Annotated in this window: 17 protein-coding genes and 2 pseudogenes; 2 read left to right on the forward strand and 17 right to left on the reverse strand. The window is 32.1% G+C overall.

The annotated features are described in order from the left end of the window. Positions 1 to 215: 215 nt before the first annotated feature. The 7 genes and pseudogenes from JCM14822_RS24825 to JCM14822_RS04950 all read right to left on the reverse strand — a co-directional run bounded on the left by JCM14822_RS24825 (position 216) and on the right by JCM14822_RS04950 (position 3,815). Positions 216 to 365 (reverse strand): hypothetical protein, encoded by a 150-nt coding sequence (locus JCM14822_RS24825; protein WP_408606178.1) that lies wholly within the window; start codon positions 363 to 365, stop codon positions 216 to 218. 26 nt (positions 366 to 391) lie between these two features. Continuing rightward, positions 392 to 694, reverse strand: a complete 303-nt coding sequence (locus JCM14822_RS04925) for an alpha/beta hydrolase family protein (protein ID WP_054740205.1) — start codon at positions 692 to 694, stop codon at positions 392 to 394. Positions 695 to 881: 187 nt separating this feature from the next. Further along, complete coding sequence (locus tag JCM14822_RS04930; protein ID WP_054740206.1) at positions 882 to 1,268, reverse strand: hypothetical protein; 387 nt, start codon at positions 1,266 to 1,268, stop codon at positions 882 to 884. A gap of 66 nt (positions 1,269 to 1,334) precedes the next feature. Then, the gene (locus JCM14822_RS04935) at positions 1,335 to 2,324 is read right to left on the reverse strand and encodes a diaminopimelate dehydrogenase (protein ID WP_054740207.1); all 990 of its coding nucleotides are present in this window, start codon (positions 2,322 to 2,324) and stop codon (positions 1,335 to 1,337) included. A gap of 245 nt (positions 2,325 to 2,569) precedes the next feature. Continuing rightward, a pseudogene (locus tag JCM14822_RS21570) lies at positions 2,570 to 2,749 on the reverse strand (IS3 family transposase); the annotation flags it as partial. Positions 2,750 to 2,761: 12 nt separating this feature from the next. Further along, a complete protein-coding gene (locus tag JCM14822_RS24830; RefSeq protein ID WP_408606177.1) occupies positions 2,762 to 2,926 on the reverse strand; it encodes a hypothetical protein in 165 nt (54 codons plus the stop codon). A 523-nt stretch (positions 2,927 to 3,449) separates the two neighbouring features. Further along, the gene (locus JCM14822_RS04950) at positions 3,450 to 3,815 is read right to left on the reverse strand and encodes a hypothetical protein (RefSeq protein ID WP_054740210.1); all 366 of its coding nucleotides are present in this window, start codon (positions 3,813 to 3,815) and stop codon (positions 3,450 to 3,452) included. 132 nt (positions 3,816 to 3,947) lie between these two features. Between JCM14822_RS04950 and JCM14822_RS04955 the strand changes: the two genes are divergently transcribed. Next, the gene (locus JCM14822_RS04955; RefSeq protein WP_054740211.1) at positions 3,948 to 4,712 is read left to right on the forward strand and encodes a hypothetical protein; all 765 of its coding nucleotides are present in this window, start codon (positions 3,948 to 3,950) and stop codon (positions 4,710 to 4,712) included. 269 nt (positions 4,713 to 4,981) lie between these two features. Here the strand turns inward: JCM14822_RS04955 and JCM14822_RS04960 are convergent, their stop codons facing one another. The 9 genes from JCM14822_RS04960 to JCM14822_RS23025 all read right to left on the reverse strand — a co-directional run bounded on the left by JCM14822_RS04960 (position 4,982) and on the right by JCM14822_RS23025 (position 11,269). Next, positions 4,982 to 6,334: an MATE family efflux transporter gene (locus tag JCM14822_RS04960; protein ID WP_054740212.1), complete on the reverse strand. Its 1,353-nt coding sequence runs from the start codon at positions 6,332 to 6,334 to the stop codon at positions 4,982 to 4,984. Between the two features lie 42 nt (positions 6,335 to 6,376). After that, positions 6,377 to 7,465 carry a GGDEF domain-containing protein gene (locus tag JCM14822_RS04965; protein WP_054740213.1) on the reverse strand — a complete coding sequence of 363 codons (1,089 nt, stop codon included), beginning with the start codon at positions 7,463 to 7,465 and terminating at the stop codon, positions 6,377 to 6,379. Between the two features lies 1 nt (position 7,466). After that, positions 7,467 to 7,667 carry a hypothetical protein gene (locus JCM14822_RS04970; RefSeq protein WP_054740214.1) on the reverse strand — a complete coding sequence of 67 codons (201 nt, stop codon included), beginning with the start codon at positions 7,665 to 7,667 and terminating at the stop codon, positions 7,467 to 7,469. A 755-nt stretch (positions 7,668 to 8,422) separates the two neighbouring features. Then, positions 8,423 to 8,638: an EAL domain-containing protein gene (locus JCM14822_RS24835; RefSeq protein ID WP_083461282.1), complete on the reverse strand. Its 216-nt coding sequence runs from the start codon at positions 8,636 to 8,638 to the stop codon at positions 8,423 to 8,425. 95 nt (positions 8,639 to 8,733) lie between these two features. Continuing rightward, positions 8,734 to 8,985, reverse strand: coding sequence for an IS200/IS605 family transposase (gene tnpA / locus JCM14822_RS04975; protein WP_054740216.1), 252 nt, complete (start codon positions 8,983 to 8,985; stop codon positions 8,734 to 8,736). A gap of 20 nt (positions 8,986 to 9,005) precedes the next feature. After that, positions 9,006 to 9,131: a hypothetical protein gene (locus tag JCM14822_RS22470; RefSeq protein WP_278287178.1), complete on the reverse strand. Its 126-nt coding sequence runs from the start codon at positions 9,129 to 9,131 to the stop codon at positions 9,006 to 9,008. A gap of 118 nt (positions 9,132 to 9,249) precedes the next feature. Next, entirely contained in the window at positions 9,250 to 9,837 is a 588-nt protein-coding gene (locus JCM14822_RS04980; protein WP_054740218.1) for a hypothetical protein, read from the reverse strand. A gap of 200 nt (positions 9,838 to 10,037) precedes the next feature. Further along, positions 10,038 to 10,754, reverse strand: a complete 717-nt coding sequence (locus tag JCM14822_RS23020; RefSeq protein WP_306307288.1) for a cation:proton antiporter domain-containing protein — start codon at positions 10,752 to 10,754, stop codon at positions 10,038 to 10,040. Positions 10,755 to 10,804: 50 nt separating this feature from the next. Continuing rightward, positions 10,805 to 11,269, reverse strand: coding sequence for a cation:proton antiporter domain-containing protein (locus tag JCM14822_RS23025; RefSeq protein ID WP_306307289.1), 465 nt, complete (start codon positions 11,267 to 11,269; stop codon positions 10,805 to 10,807). Positions 11,270 to 11,415: 146 nt separating this feature from the next. On the opposite strand from JCM14822_RS23025, the gene JCM14822_RS20915 reads away from it, so the two are divergent. Then, entirely contained in the window at positions 11,416 to 11,844 is a 429-nt protein-coding gene (locus JCM14822_RS20915) for a hypothetical protein (RefSeq protein ID WP_054740220.1), read from the forward strand. 560 nt (positions 11,845 to 12,404) lie between these two features. Here the strand turns inward: JCM14822_RS20915 and JCM14822_RS05000 are convergent. Further along, positions 12,405 to 13,672 (reverse strand): annotated as a pseudogene (locus tag JCM14822_RS05000) (nucleotide sugar dehydrogenase). Positions 13,673 to 14,384 lie beyond the last annotated feature (712 nt).

Here is a 14,384-nt window from a genome sequence, read left to right on the forward strand (position 1 = left end):
GGGCTGTTTTATTTATCTAATTCGAAAGCTGCTCTCTCATAAAATCTCTAATTTCTTTCCAAGCCATTTTACTTTCTGGTAAATCTGGAAAACCTGTATAATCTCCATAATAAGGTGTTTTCAAATCCCATTCCCCTGCATAATTATGTTTTTAAACCTGATCTGCAATAGTACATCTTTTTCTAAATTGATCTGTCTTGATGATGATTTATCATCTAAATCTGCCATGGTGACATGGCTACACAAGCTTTAGATATTTCAATACCATGATTTTTTAAATAAAGTGGCAAAGAAAGTACAAGTCCAGCTCTTGCTGATCCGCCTATAAGTAAAATATCTTTTCCTTTATAGCCTTGCTTTAAAATCCATTTATACGTTGCAACGCAATCTTCTAATGCTGCTGGAAAACATCTATTGGGGCTATACGGTAATCCACATTAATGACTTCTGCACCGTCTACCAACTCACTATATGTAATAGCCGATTCTCTTTCTCTATCTGTTAATGGCCATACATATCCACCGCCATGTAAGAGAACTATTAATTTTCCATTTCCACCGCCTTTTGGTGTAAGACGTTCAATTGGAACACCATTTAAGTCTATTTTAGTAAGTGTATAGCCTTCCTTAGGCTTCCAATTTGATGGAATGCATTGTCCTAGTGGTATAACAACTATTCCTATTAGACCAAGCATTTATTTTGTTACTTTACTTGCTGTTTCTTCATTTCCTATTATTTTTATATAAAATTACATTTTCCCCTTCTTTCTCTATCATTACTACATTATATTATTCATATGTTAACTTTTACAATATAATATATTGACTATATCTTAACAAAAGGAGCTATAAACCAAGATTAAGTTGGCTTATAGCTCCTTACTAAGCGTTCATAATATCATTAATATACGCTCTATTTTTCTCAAGAATTGGTGATTTCATAACAATTACATATACATTTTTAATATTTCTAATCCATTCATGAATCACTTCTTCTGTTTCTTTATATTTTTCAAGTTTTCCAACAATACTTGTTGCATAAGCTTCGATTTTTTCGTCGTTTTCTGCGCGTCTTTCATCAATAAAAGCTTTCAGCCCACCTTTAAGTTCTTCTAGATTTTCATGTAAGTCCATATATTCTGGAAGTCTTACTTCTTCTTTTTTGTGATTGACTGTATATTCATCACTCCAAAGTTCTAATTGACTAATAAGCTCGTCTAACTTTCTAATATCGCCTTCAAATAATTCATATGGTTCTTCTTGATACATATCTTTCTCCTTAACATGTACTTTCTTATCTGATTATACATGCTATTTGAGATTTTATAAAGGGTATTATAATAAGTTTTTGATAAGCTCTGCTGAAGATTTAGCTGATAAGTAAGAAAGAGGTACATCGAATACTGTTTTAGCACCAGTGTTTCCTTCTTTGTTCATTCTTACAGCTGCACGCGCATATGCTACTAATACTTGTGCTGTAAATTCTGGGTTACTATCAAGTTTTAATGAGAACTCAATGATTTGTTTGTGTTCTTCATTTACACCTGTTATACCACTTCTAAATACAAATCCACCGTGTGGCATTTTGCTGTGGTTAGCTTTAAGTTCTTCTTCTGTGATGAAGTGAACTGTTGTATCATAATCAGAGAAGTAGTTTGGCATATTTTTGATATCGCTTTCGATTTGTGCCTTATCTGCACCTTCTTCTGCTACTACGAAACATTCTCTTGTGTGTTTTTCTCTTGTAGAAAGTGTTGGGTTTTCACCAGCTCTAACTTTGTCGATTGCTTCTGTTACAGGGATTGTGTATTGGATACCATTTTTAACACCGTTAACACGTCTGATAGCATCTGAGTGTCCTTGGCTTACACCTTTACCCCAGAATGTGTAATCTTCACCCATTGGTAAGATAGCACCTGACATCATACGAATCATTGAGAATAAACCTGGATCCCACCCTACTGAAATAATACTTGTTTTGCCAGCTTTTTTAGCCGCTTCTTCTACACTTGCATGGTACTCTGGAATTCTTGCATGTGTATCGAAACTATCGATTGTGTTAAATAATTTAGCCATTTCTGGTCCTTGAACTGGTAAGTCAGTTGCTGAACCTCCACATAAGATAACTACGTCAACTTTATCTGTATATGATTTAATATCATCCATAGATACTACTGCTGCTGAAGGTGTTTGAATTGTTAATGTTTCTGGTGCACGTCTTGTGAATACTGCTACAAGCTCCATATCTGGATTTTGTCTAAGTGCAACCTCTACACCTCTTCCTACATTTCCATATCCTACAATTCCTACTCTAATTTTACTCATATAGATCCCCTTTCTTATACAGATATTATATGTAATTTTTATAAATTAATTACGAACTACTAATCCCTACTCGTCATAGTAGTTTTATCTAGTACTACTATAGTATCTTTTTTTTTTAAGATTTTGTCAAGTCTTTTTATATTTCTATAAAAATCATATAATTCTACTATTCATTTATATTTTCAAATATAAAAAAAGGACATTTTTAAACTGGACCCTTTGTCAAGGACACAATAAAAAAGAGATTAAGCAAGATTTAAAAGATGGCTTCTATATTGTTTAGGAGTCATCTTTTTTAATCCCCATTGGCTTCTATGATTGTTATAGTATTCTATATATTCATCACCTGCAGTAATGACTTCTTCTAAAGTGTTACATGCACTAAAATCTATCTCATCTTTCATATGTCCAAAGAAAGATTCTTGAGGTGCATTATCCTAACAATTACCACGTCTTGACATTGATTGGCCTAGATTATTTTCCTTTAATAACTTTGGACTTGTATAATGAACGCCTTGAGCCGAATGAATAAATGCATCCTTATGCAGTTCATCTTTATGAGCTTTAATAAGCTTCTCTATAGTTATTGTTGCAAATATCAAGTGTAATACGCCCAGAAACATAATGGACAAAAATATCATTACTACTTCCATCTTTTATGCATGATAAATAAGCCATCTAGTTATTACCATATGGCAGATATATAATATCAGTTGATAATACTTTCTCAGGTATACCTTGCTTAAAGTTTCTATTAAGTAAGTTTGGGACTACTCTATGTTCTTTAGTTGCTCTAGCCATTTTTCTATGTTTATATGTTTCTTGATTTGTTAGATTTAAGCTGTTGTTTACCAGTCTCCTTTCTATCACGTCTAATTTTTTTTAACAGTTCTAGTTGCTTCTCTAATAGCTTGATTTTTAGTATCTTGGCATTCAATAATTTCATTTAGGAGATTTTTCACGTAAATAATCTTCTATAAATAAACGTTTAAATTACTCATAATCCCGTATTTCCTCCAAGTCATTTATAAGTATACACAAAAAGTACCTATAGACTACGCACACTTTTTCTATGTATCTAATCTATAGGTACCAGTTTATTTTGTAATATTCTCTTTCTCTATCTTATTTAATTGTTGCACCATCTTTGTAGGTTTTATAGTTTTTTCCGCCATTGTTATCCCAGTATGTATTTCCGCCTACTTCATACTGAATGGCATACTCTACATACTCACCTTTAAACTTCAATATATCGCTCCAGATTTCTTCTTCATCATTAATCATCTTTTTAAATTTAGCAGCATGTCGTTTCCACTCATTTGAATTACTGTCGCGATAATGAAAGATTACTTCCTTTTCATAGTCTATATTTTTTACTTTTGTATTAATAAAGACCATTGTTTGTGCCTCTTTTTTACTCTTCCTAGTTGTAAGCTTTTTCTTAGAACCATAATCCAATTTAACAAGCCAATTATTATTCTCTTTGCTCACAGTAATCATCTCCTCCATAAAATAGACAACATTCACTTTGCTAGGCACTATTACATTATAATTATATTAAGTTCATTCCAATATATTCTATTATTTTATATTTCCGATATACAAATAAAGGAGGTGATTGATATGAATATTTCAGGCTATGGAAATAGTATTTATTCAAATAACATATTTGCTAATCGTACAAGTATTTCTACTTCTACTTTTATGTCTCAAATCGGACACTATAATACCCTTAGCAAATATGCTATTGTAGCTAAGTATGGAAGTACATCTCATCCAAACCAAGTAGCTTCTACAGAAACTACTACTTCTGCCAGCAAATTTTTATCTACCTTTGATACAAACTATTCAAATTTAGATAAGGCTACCACTAAACTTAAATCCACTTTAACAGCTACGGAAGAAAACTCTTCTGATATTGTAGCTGCTACTAAAAATTATGTAGCTGCCTATAATAGTACAACCAAGTTCTTAGATGCTAATTCTAATAGTAATACAACACGTCTTAATACACTTAAGGCTTCTAACGATATTACTACTACTGTAAGTGCAGGCAATCTTGCTAGTATTGGTATTCAAAAAGCAACTGATGGTACATTAAAACTTGATGAAAAGAAATTAAGTGAAGCTTTAGCTACAAATAATACATTTGCCAAACGTACTTTAAGTAGCACAGCCAGCCGTACAGAAGTTAGTACAAAAATGGCAACAAATACAGTTAAATCTACACTTATAACAGAGCAAAACAAAGCACTTGCTACAAAATCATCAGAATACAATAATGCTACATATGAGGACTTTATGAAACTCGCCAAAAATCCTAGAGCCCTAGGTAACTATTATTGCTCATTAGCAACATTAGGAATCTTTATGGACATCTCTTTGTAAGATTGGGATAAATAGGCCGCAGGAGTAGTCGTTGCTACTAACTACACCTTCCGTGATTTGTGATAGCCTAAGTTTGAGAAGCAATGCAACGGTCGAAAACTCGCTTTGCTCGGACACTCGACCTAAAAACGCATTGCTTCTCTTCACTAAGGTTATCATCAAATCACTCCACAGGTAGATTAGTATCGTATATAAAAATAAGAGTACTGCATGGTTTTATTTTGCAGTACCTCTTTATTTATGAAGTGATTTATAAATCATCTTATTTTTTATTGTGATATAGCCTCTTCTATTGGTTCGGTAGTTTTGAGTTTTGGAGTTGTGAATATTTTGATTATAAGTGGAATGACCATCAGTATCCAGACGATTGGTTCAGCTAAGATTATGCCCATGTATTTGAGAATTGGTGTGAGCCAGATGGCGATAATCACTTTGCCTATGAGCTCAATGAAACTTGAGAAGATTGGTGTAATACGATCGCCTATACCTTGAAGTGAATTTCTAATAATAGAAATAACTGCTGGTACAAAATATAAAAGTGTATCAATACGTAAGTATAAACTTCCTGTCTCTACAACTTCATCTACTTTAGTTGCTGTAATGCCTTTAATTAATATTGGTGCAATTGTATAACTTGCAATAACTACTAAAGCGCACCATGCCCAAGCCATTATTAAAGCTTGCCATAATCCTTTTTTAATTCTCTCTGGTTTACCTGCTCCTAAATTTTGTGAGCAATAAGTTGCCATAGTCATTCCCAGTACACTAAATGGTAGCATAAATATTTCTGTCACTTTTCTAGCACCTGCATGGGCTACAATTGTATTGGTTCCTAATGTGTTGATTGCACTTTGAAGTGCTACAGTTCCAAAGGAAACAAATGATTGCATAAGTCCCATAGAAAGACCTGAACTTAAAAGCTCTTTTGTAAGGCCTTCTTCTCCTTTGAATGCCTCTTTGCTTAAATGTAAAATCGGATATTTCTTCCACATATATAAGAAACATAATATAGCCGCTCCTATTTGAGAAATAACTGTGGCATACGCCGCGCCTTCTACACCTGTTTTAAAGCCTAAAATAAATAAATAATCTAAAAATACGTTGGATACAGTTGAAACAATTAAAAACATAAGTGGTGTCATTGTATCGCCTATGGCACGTAAAATGCTGGCACATACATTATAAAGCATAGCTGCACTCATTCCCATTAAAATAACGCGTATGTATAAACTGCCATCTGCCATAAGTTCTTCTGGCATATTAAGCCATCTTAAAATAATTGTTAAAAAGGTTATACTAAGTACTGTTAAAATACAAGCAATTAAAATGCCAAGCTTTAAAGTGCCTGCTATAGCTTTGCGCATACTATCATATTTCTTAGCACCAAATCTATGCGCTACAATAATAGCAAATCCATTAGTAAGTCCTATTAAAAATCCTATAATCAAATTATTTAAAGTACTAGTAGCTCCAACTGCCGCCAATGCCTTATCTCCCAGCGTACTTCCTACGATTCTTGTATCCACTAAACTATAAAACAGTTGAAACAAATTCCCAATCAAAATAGGAATTGCAAACTGCACAATAAGTTTATTAGGACTTCCTTTTGTTAAATCCTTCATGTCTACACGCTCCTACCTATTATCCTATTGTCTTCTAACATATCATGCCCATTCTACCACAATCCAAAAAAATAAGAAGATACCCTCAACACTTCCTATATTAATAGCAATATAACTCGCCAAATGCATTGCTGATACTAGTCTAGTATCTATCACTTGTTTTCTTCTATTTGATTTAGCTACATATAAGTTTTGGTCCGCACTATTAAAAATGTCTCGCAAATCATGGGTTGTTTCTTTCACTCCAAGACTTACTGTAACATGCATTTCATTTTCCCAAGTATAGTCTTCTATACTTTTTCTGATAGCTTCTGCTATTTGTCTTACTTCTTCTATAGTCTTATTCTCTACAATGACTACAAATTCTTCACCGCCATATCTAAAGACTTTTCCTTGATCTAGTATGACTTGTTTACTAATTTCTACAACTTGTTTAATAGTATAATCGCCTACTAAATGCCCATAGGTGCCATTAATCTTTTTAAAATAATCGATAGCAAATATAATAATAGCAAATGCTGTTTCTCCTGCTTTTAAGGCATTACAATATTCTTCAAAATATCTTCTATTATAGGCTTTCGCAAGTCCATCTAATCTACTCACTTCTACAAGCTTTTTATTCCTTAAATAAAAGCGAATAATACCTCCTAACACAAGGCACGCCACAAAAATTACATAAATATACATACGTATTTTAAATTTTGTCTCTTTTAAAATATTCTGATTATACTCATATTTATAAAGTGCATAATCAGAATAATCTTGTCCCAATGTAGTAGCCTCTTGACCATAATGTTTAATCAACTCTGCTTTATATTCATTGGCCTCTTCATATCTCTCATATTCACTTAATAGACTAATTAGCTTGTTTAAAGTATATTTAGTAAATGGCATTTCATTTAGAGTCAAAGTTTCTTTATAAAAATTTATTGCCACCTCTATATCACCATTCACCTGTGCCATTTGGGCACATAACAATTTATAATTGGCATATACACTAATATACTCATATTTATACACTACATAATCAAAATAGCCCTTATTAATCGTTTCTGCTTCATGCTCATACCACTGCTGTGGCTGTTCATAGTAACTGCTGCTTTGCTTATATGCGCCAACTTCATTGAGCATATTAATGACTTCTTTTCCTAAACAATCTATCTTCTGCCTCTAAGGCCTTAGTATAAAATTTCATAACTCCTTCTATATTGCCTTCTGCATGGGCAAGTTCTGCTCTAGCCATACTATAATTTGCACTGATTCCTAAGTACCTTACAATTTGAAGTTCTTCTATTTGTTTTTTCAATATTTTGTAATTCTTCTTATATACCATCTAACTCACCCATTGCAATTTTAATCCTTCTCTTCTTTTAGAATTAACTTTTTCGTATTTTACATTATTTTCACTGCCTACTGTTATCATATTAATGATATTATTAGCTCTTTGCTCTCCCTTTTTATTAAATGCTATATTTATTGTCAAAATACTTACTATCCCTATTAGGAAATATAATTCATAATCAATATTTAATACTTCAGACGCTGCAGTATAATACTTTACAAGCTCTGCTTCATATCGATTAGCTCCTTCATACTGCCCAGATTTATCTAATGCACTTACTAATCTCTTTAATGTATATTTTCCAATCTGCTTAGTTTCACTTTTATATACTTCTACCCTTTGTAATACTTACATTGCTTCATCTATATTTTCTTCACTAATATAATAATTTTCAAAATACAATTTATTCATAATCAGCAATATATTCTCATAGATTTCTCTAGATAAATAGGAAATGCTCTCTTAATATACCTGTAATGTATGTTTCTTCTTCACTACTTTTTTCTGCCTTTCCAACTACCACATTTACTATATAGTTAAGGTCACTTTCTTATTTAATTATTCCTATACCCAAGAACGTGATTATTATACTTAAGCTCAGTAGTATCTTTTTCTTCATCCCCTGCTAGCCTGCTTCTGTTTTCTAGAATCTTATTCTGCCAATGCCGTTAATAATGCATTAACATCCGCTTCTATCACTGGTCTTCCTCAGAGGTATCCTTGCACATAATCGCATTCCTTTTCATTTAAGTACAGAAATTGTTAATGAATAATACTTTCTTTGTATCATATTCTTCTAACATCTTTTTAAACTGTATGCAAGTTGTTTCTAAAAACCATTCGCCTATTTGAATAATATGGCTATTCTTCTCCGCTAACGGAATAAAATCAGCTGGTAAAACAAACCCAAATTCTTCTGATTTCCATCTTAAAAGTGCTTCAAAACCTTTTAAACAACCAATCTACTAAAGTAGGTGGAATTACACATAAATGTGTGCGACTAAAAGTCGCTATGTAAGACTTCAGTCTTCTCAAAGACCTAAGCTTAAGCTTGTTATCATGACTGAAACTCATCTTCTATCTTGAAGATTTGATCTTTCTCATCAGTTTCCTGATTAGCAATATAATTTCTCATCATTTCTTCTGTTATATTTCCTACTGTTGCACAAAAGTAGTCTCTTGCCCATAGATGTTGTCCCCAATACCTTTTCTGCAATTCAGGAAATTGCTCTTGTAATAATCTAAAACTTCTTCCTTTCAAGTACTGCACAAATTTACTTGGCGCAATGCTTGGTGGACATGATACCAATATGTTTATATGCTCTTTCCCTACACTTCCTTACAAAATAGTAATGGTGTCAAATGAGAACCTATTGAACCAAAACATAATGTCATACCTACAATATAACTCTTTTCCCCATATAAAATCGTAGCACACACAGCTAACTTTAACATTTCATTCTCTTTAATTTTATCTCAATTCACCAATAATATCAATTTATGTAAAGTTCTTAGATGTTTATAAAAATTAAAGAAGATATCGCTAAAACACGATATCTTCTTTAATTTTTATTTAATTATTTTGACTTCCTTCAGCTAAAAAATACACTTCTTCACCTGCGCTATCATGCTTATACCAGTTAAGTATAAATTTTGTTTCTTCACCTACATAGTCATAAAACACATCTTCAATCTCACTAATCTTAATTAAATCAACTTCATCTTTACTATATAAATTCAGCGTCACACATGGTAATGTATAAACATATTGCCAGTTTTTAAAGATTTGTTTCACCAGTTCCTTAATTCCTATATCTGGTACATAATTATAGGCTTGATTTAACACCTTAAGTTCCGCCGCTTTATTCGCACCTAAATCTTTTATAAATGCATGAAGTTTACCTAAATACCTTGTCTTTAAGTCTTTAATAATAGCTATACTTTCTTCATTTAAAGTTTCTAATACCACTAGTACAGTCATTTCACTTTTAATGCTTACTTCATGATAAAGTGCTTTGACTTCAGCTTGTTTTACATGGACATATTCATAAAGATCAGTTGATACCTTTTTATAATAATGCGTTGATTTCAAACCATACATTAATCCTGCTTCTCTTAAATCCACTACTTCATCGCCCAAAAAAATCAACTTAATCTTCATAAACTTCTCCTCCTTCTAAATAATATCCTTTTATAAATGGTGATATGTTTTTATTTTCAATAATTATATAATATATTTTAACTTATTTAATTTTTTATGTAAATTTATTTTTAATATACTTATATAAAAAGGAGCATATGCTACTTAATGCCAATACTCCTCTATCATCATTATTCACTTTTATATTTGATTTAATGCATTTACTTTTCTAATACATTTAATCTCTTAGCAATCCACTTTGTAGTACTTGCCTGTAATAATAAGGTAATTAAGATAGTCATAAAAACCACAGATGAAATCATTTCATAATTTGCAATCCTCATAGAACTCACTACACCAGATAAAGCTGCCGGAATAACGCCTGTCTCTCTGACCCACATCATAAATAAAAGTTCATTTTTCTGCCATTTTGCTTTACGGTCCAATGCAACACAAACTAAAATAACAATTGGTCTTGCTACAAACATTAAAATGAGTACAACTAAAACAGCTCGTGATGCATAAGAAACTAAAATATCTATATCCACTTGTGTTCCTAAAACAACGAAAATAGCCATTCTAGAAAGTGTCGCTATATTTTCTCTAAAATGTGTAGCTGATTCAAAGCTTTCTTTAGGTGCCCATAATCCAAATCTTGCTTTATTTCCTGAAATGAGTCCCGCTATAAATACAGACATATAGCCACTACCATGTAATGATTCTGCAATTTCATAAGCAAAAATAACTTCTAGTACAGAAATAATAGGTCCAAATTCTCTAAAAATCCCATAAACCTTTTCTGCTGAAGCTAACTCCGAAATAAAACCTGTAGCAATACCCACAATGGCACCTACACACACCATAATTAAAAGTTCTATTACACTTCTACTTGCTACAAAAGTTCTTGATACAACAATTGAAATCAGTGTAGTTACCAAAATAGCACCTACTGCATCATTAAAAGCTGATTCGCTAATAACTGTTTGTTTCAGCTTTTTTTAATGTCTACTTGGCTAAATACAGGAATCAAACTGGCTGGATCTGTAGACGCAATAATAGCACCTAATAATAAACAATATATAAATGGTACCCCAAATATTAAATAAACACCTATCCCTACAATCAACATAGAAATAACTACCCCTACTGTGGCCAATAATGCCACTGTATATTTAACTTCGCTTAATACCTTGAGCTTCACTTCCCTCCCCCCTTCATATAAGATGAATGAAGAGCCAAAGCTAACAATGATTTCATTAGCTACTGGAAAGCTTGTCACATTGATAAAATTAAAAAATATAGGCCCAGCAATTATACCTGCTAGTAAATAAATTACTACATCTGGTATTTTAATTTTATGACTTAACCAGCCTCCTATAATTCCGATTATCCCAACGACGCCCAAAAGTACCAAAAGCTCATTGGCACTTATTGTAACATTTGTCTCATTCATAATTTTACCTCACTAAATTATTGTCTAGCTTTAACTTTTGCAATTTGAGACAAATCTATGCGTTTATCATTTATACTATTTTCTCATATTTATTTCTATATTTTCATAGACTAAAGTTAGGACTACTTATCAATGAGGTGATTATAATGAAGCGGTATTTATGTATTTTTATTAAATTTCTCTTAATATATAGCTTACTTTTGCTATTTAGCTGTTTTCTAACATTTCCTATATTTGCCCACTCACTTACTTCTTTTTCTAACACACTTTCTCAAACCTTTATCAAACTCACACCTTGTTATAAAAAGCCAACTTCATTAAAAGATAGAGACACTTTAACACTTCAGGGAATGGGCTATGGTGAATATTTAGAAGTTAAGGTTATTGGTACTATTAAAAATGTCAAGCTTACTGGATTAGTTTATAATGAACAAACAGATTCTTTTGATGATTTTCAAACACTTGGCAGTTTTGAAACCCTTCATAATCAAACATTAGTCATTTCAACTTATTTTCCATGTGGCATGCCACATGAAAAAACTTACTTGGCAATCTCTATCTGGAGAAGAATATAGTTATATCATTGCTGAAAATGGGGAGGAAGGCTTAAAAACAATAACTTACACCCATAAAGATCCTTTTATTATGCCAGCACTTCCTACACCTCCTATGCTTCCCATAGCCTTTCGTTCACCCTCTGATATTCCTGCAATTTCAGCCCTTTACTTCATGGTGCCTCTCTTCTAAGTTTGCTCACATACACATAAAAAAGCTGCTAATGAAAGTCTTCCCTTCATTAGCAGCTTTTTTATAACTTGTTATTAACTATTATGCAGTTTAGTACACTACATCTAATAAACATACCATAACTGTTGCTACTTGCACTCTTATTAAGTTTGTTTGTGGGGCTAATTAACTTCTCACCTTTTATTTAATAAGCTATCTTGGGCAGTCTCTACTTTAGTTAATGTCTCAGTTACCACGCTATTATTTAAACCAACCATTTGCTTTGTGTTAAAAGCTTGCAAAAGCATAATACATTTTACAATATTCAAGAATATTTAAATAAAATGATTAATTTTAAAAATATATAAAAATTAAGACACCAGTGTTTTATACTGATGCCTTTTTATATCTAATCTCTTCTATATAAATCCCGTGTATAAACTTTTTGCTCACAATCTGCCAGCTCTGGATTATATCGATTAGCAATGATACAATCACATTTTTCTTTAAATACTTGTAAGTTATTAATTACTTCACTGCCAAAGAACATGCTGCCTTCTTCTAAGGTTGGTTCATAAATCACCACATTTACACCTTTGCCTTTAATTCGCTTCATAACCCCTTGAATAGAACTTTGTCTAAAGTTATCACTATTAGCTTTCATAGTTAAACGATAAATCCCTACAGTTACTTGCTTTCCAGGGATGCCATCTACTCCTATATACCTTGTTTTGAATCTTCATTATCGTAATATCCTGCTTTTTCAAGGACACGTTCTGCAATGAAATCTTTCCTTGTACGATTGGCATCTACTATAGCTGTCATAATATTTTGTGGCACATCACTATAGTTAGCTAAAAGTTGTTTCGTATCTTTAGGTAAGCAATAGCCACCATATCCAAAGCTTGGATTATTGTAATGTGTACCAATTCTAGGATCAAGTCCTATTCCTTCTATAATTTCCCCACTATTTAATCCTCTCACTTCTGCATATGTGTCTAATTCATTAAAGAAACTTACTCTAAGGGCCAAATATGTATTGGCAAACAATTTAATAGCTTCTGCTTCTGTTAAATCCGTAAATAATATTTCTACCTCTTCTTTGATAGCCCCTTCTTTTAATAAGCCGGCAAAGATTTCAGCAACAGCCATCATTTCCTCTGTTTCCGGCCTCCCTACAATAATTCGGCTTGGATAAAGATTATCATATAATGCACGGCCTTCACGTAAAAATTCAGGTGAGAAAATAATACGTTCATTATGATACTTTTCACGTACACTCTTTGTATAACCTACTGGTATCGTTGATTTAATCACAATAGTTGCTGTACTATTAAGTTTAGTCACAAGTTCAATAACCGATTCTACAGAACTTGTATTAAAATAATTTTTAACAGGATCATAATTAGTTGGTGTTGCAATAATAATAAAATCTGCATCTTGATAAGCACTTTCGGCATCCAATGTTGCTTCCAAATTTAGCTCATGATTTTGTAAATATTCTTCAATTTCCTTATCTACAATAGGTGATTTTCTCTCATTAATAAGTGCCACTTTTTCTGGCATAATATCTACCGCTACTACCTCGTGATGCTGTGCTAATAAAATAGCATTAGATAAGCCTACATATCCTGTACCAGCTACTGCAATCTTATACTTTTTGTTTTTTAAACTCATATTAATCTCCCTCTATTAATACAAACTTTATTAATATATCTATTTTTAAATCTCGTCTTGCTTAGTACTTCTTTTATATATTCTATGATAAGTTAAACACTATGTTTTGTAAATAATATTTCCAATATTTTATATAACTAAAACAAGACCCTATTTTATCCAATATAATAATCGGTATTTTTTACACTTTTTAACAATATATAATAATACACTTAACTTATGAAGAAAGGCTTTAATAATAAACAAACGTATTACTTATTTATTAGTAACTGGATCATTTTCTAACATTTATGCAGGGCCTCTAGACACATATTCTGGTCGCTTACATAGAGAAAGAATTGCAGCCACTACAACGCCTTCTAGAACTTTGGTAACAACTGGCCCTGCTATTCAAATTAAGCCTGACGTAAAGGTAAGTGTTTCACCTTACTCTATGACAACAGGTTCAAGCTTATATATTATAAAGCTCATATCGGTATCAAAGTAACATTAGAAGGTACATCATTCAATAATCCACATAGCACTGCAAGCTCTATGGCTTCTTATTCTGTAGCTAATACTTCAAGCTTAATCTCTCTGACTTTGATCAAGATACTGTAGCAATCTTAGTATCTTTTACAGATACAAGTTTTAAAAACCCACAATACGCTGCTAACTCAGTCGGACCTTATCTATTATCTTCAATAAACTTAGATGCACAAAATGATTCACT

Source organism: Cellulosilyticum ruminicola JCM 14822, assembly GCF_001311925.1.
Taxonomy (GTDB): Bacteria; Bacillota; Clostridia; order Lachnospirales; family Cellulosilyticaceae; genus Cellulosilyticum; species Cellulosilyticum ruminicola.

Bases quoted from the DNA above. Each gene is read 5' to 3' on its own strand.
- JCM14822_RS04925 (WP_054740205.1), bottom strand. From the start codon at position 694: ATGCTTGGTCTAATAGGAATAGTTGTTATACCACTAGGACAATGCATT.
- JCM14822_RS04930 (WP_054740206.1), bottom strand. From the start codon at position 1,268: ATGTATCAAGAAGAACCATATGAATTATTTGAAGGCGATATTAGAAAG.
- JCM14822_RS04935 (WP_054740207.1), bottom strand. From the start codon at position 2,324: ATGAGTAAAATTAGAGTAGGAATTGTAGGATATGGAAATGTAGGAAGA.
- JCM14822_RS04955 (WP_054740211.1), top strand. From the start codon at position 3,948: ATGAATATTTCAGGCTATGGAAATAGTATTTATTCAAATAACATATTT.
- JCM14822_RS04960 (WP_054740212.1), bottom strand. From the start codon at position 6,334: ATGAAGGATTTAACAAAAGGAAGTCCTAATAAACTTATTGTGCAGTTT.
- JCM14822_RS04965 (WP_054740213.1), bottom strand. From the start codon at position 7,465: ATGCTCAATGAAGTTGGCGCATATAAGCAAAGCAGCAGTTACTATGAA.
- JCM14822_RS04970 (WP_054740214.1), bottom strand. From the start codon at position 7,667: ATGGTATATAAGAAGAATTACAAAATATTGAAAAAACAAATAGAAGAA.
- JCM14822_RS22470 (WP_278287178.1), bottom strand. From the start codon at position 9,131: ATGTTAAAGTTAGCTGTGTGTGCTACGATTTTATATGGGGAAAAGAGT.
- JCM14822_RS04980 (WP_054740218.1), bottom strand. From the start codon at position 9,837: ATGAAGATTAAGTTGATTTTTTTGGGCGATGAAGTAGTGGATTTAAGA.
- JCM14822_RS23025 (WP_306307289.1), bottom strand. From the start codon at position 11,269: ATGAATGAGACAAATGTTACAATAAGTGCCAATGAGCTTTTGGTACTT.
- JCM14822_RS20915 (WP_054740220.1), top strand. From the start codon at position 11,416: ATGAAGCGGTATTTATGTATTTTTATTAAATTTCTCTTAATATATAGC.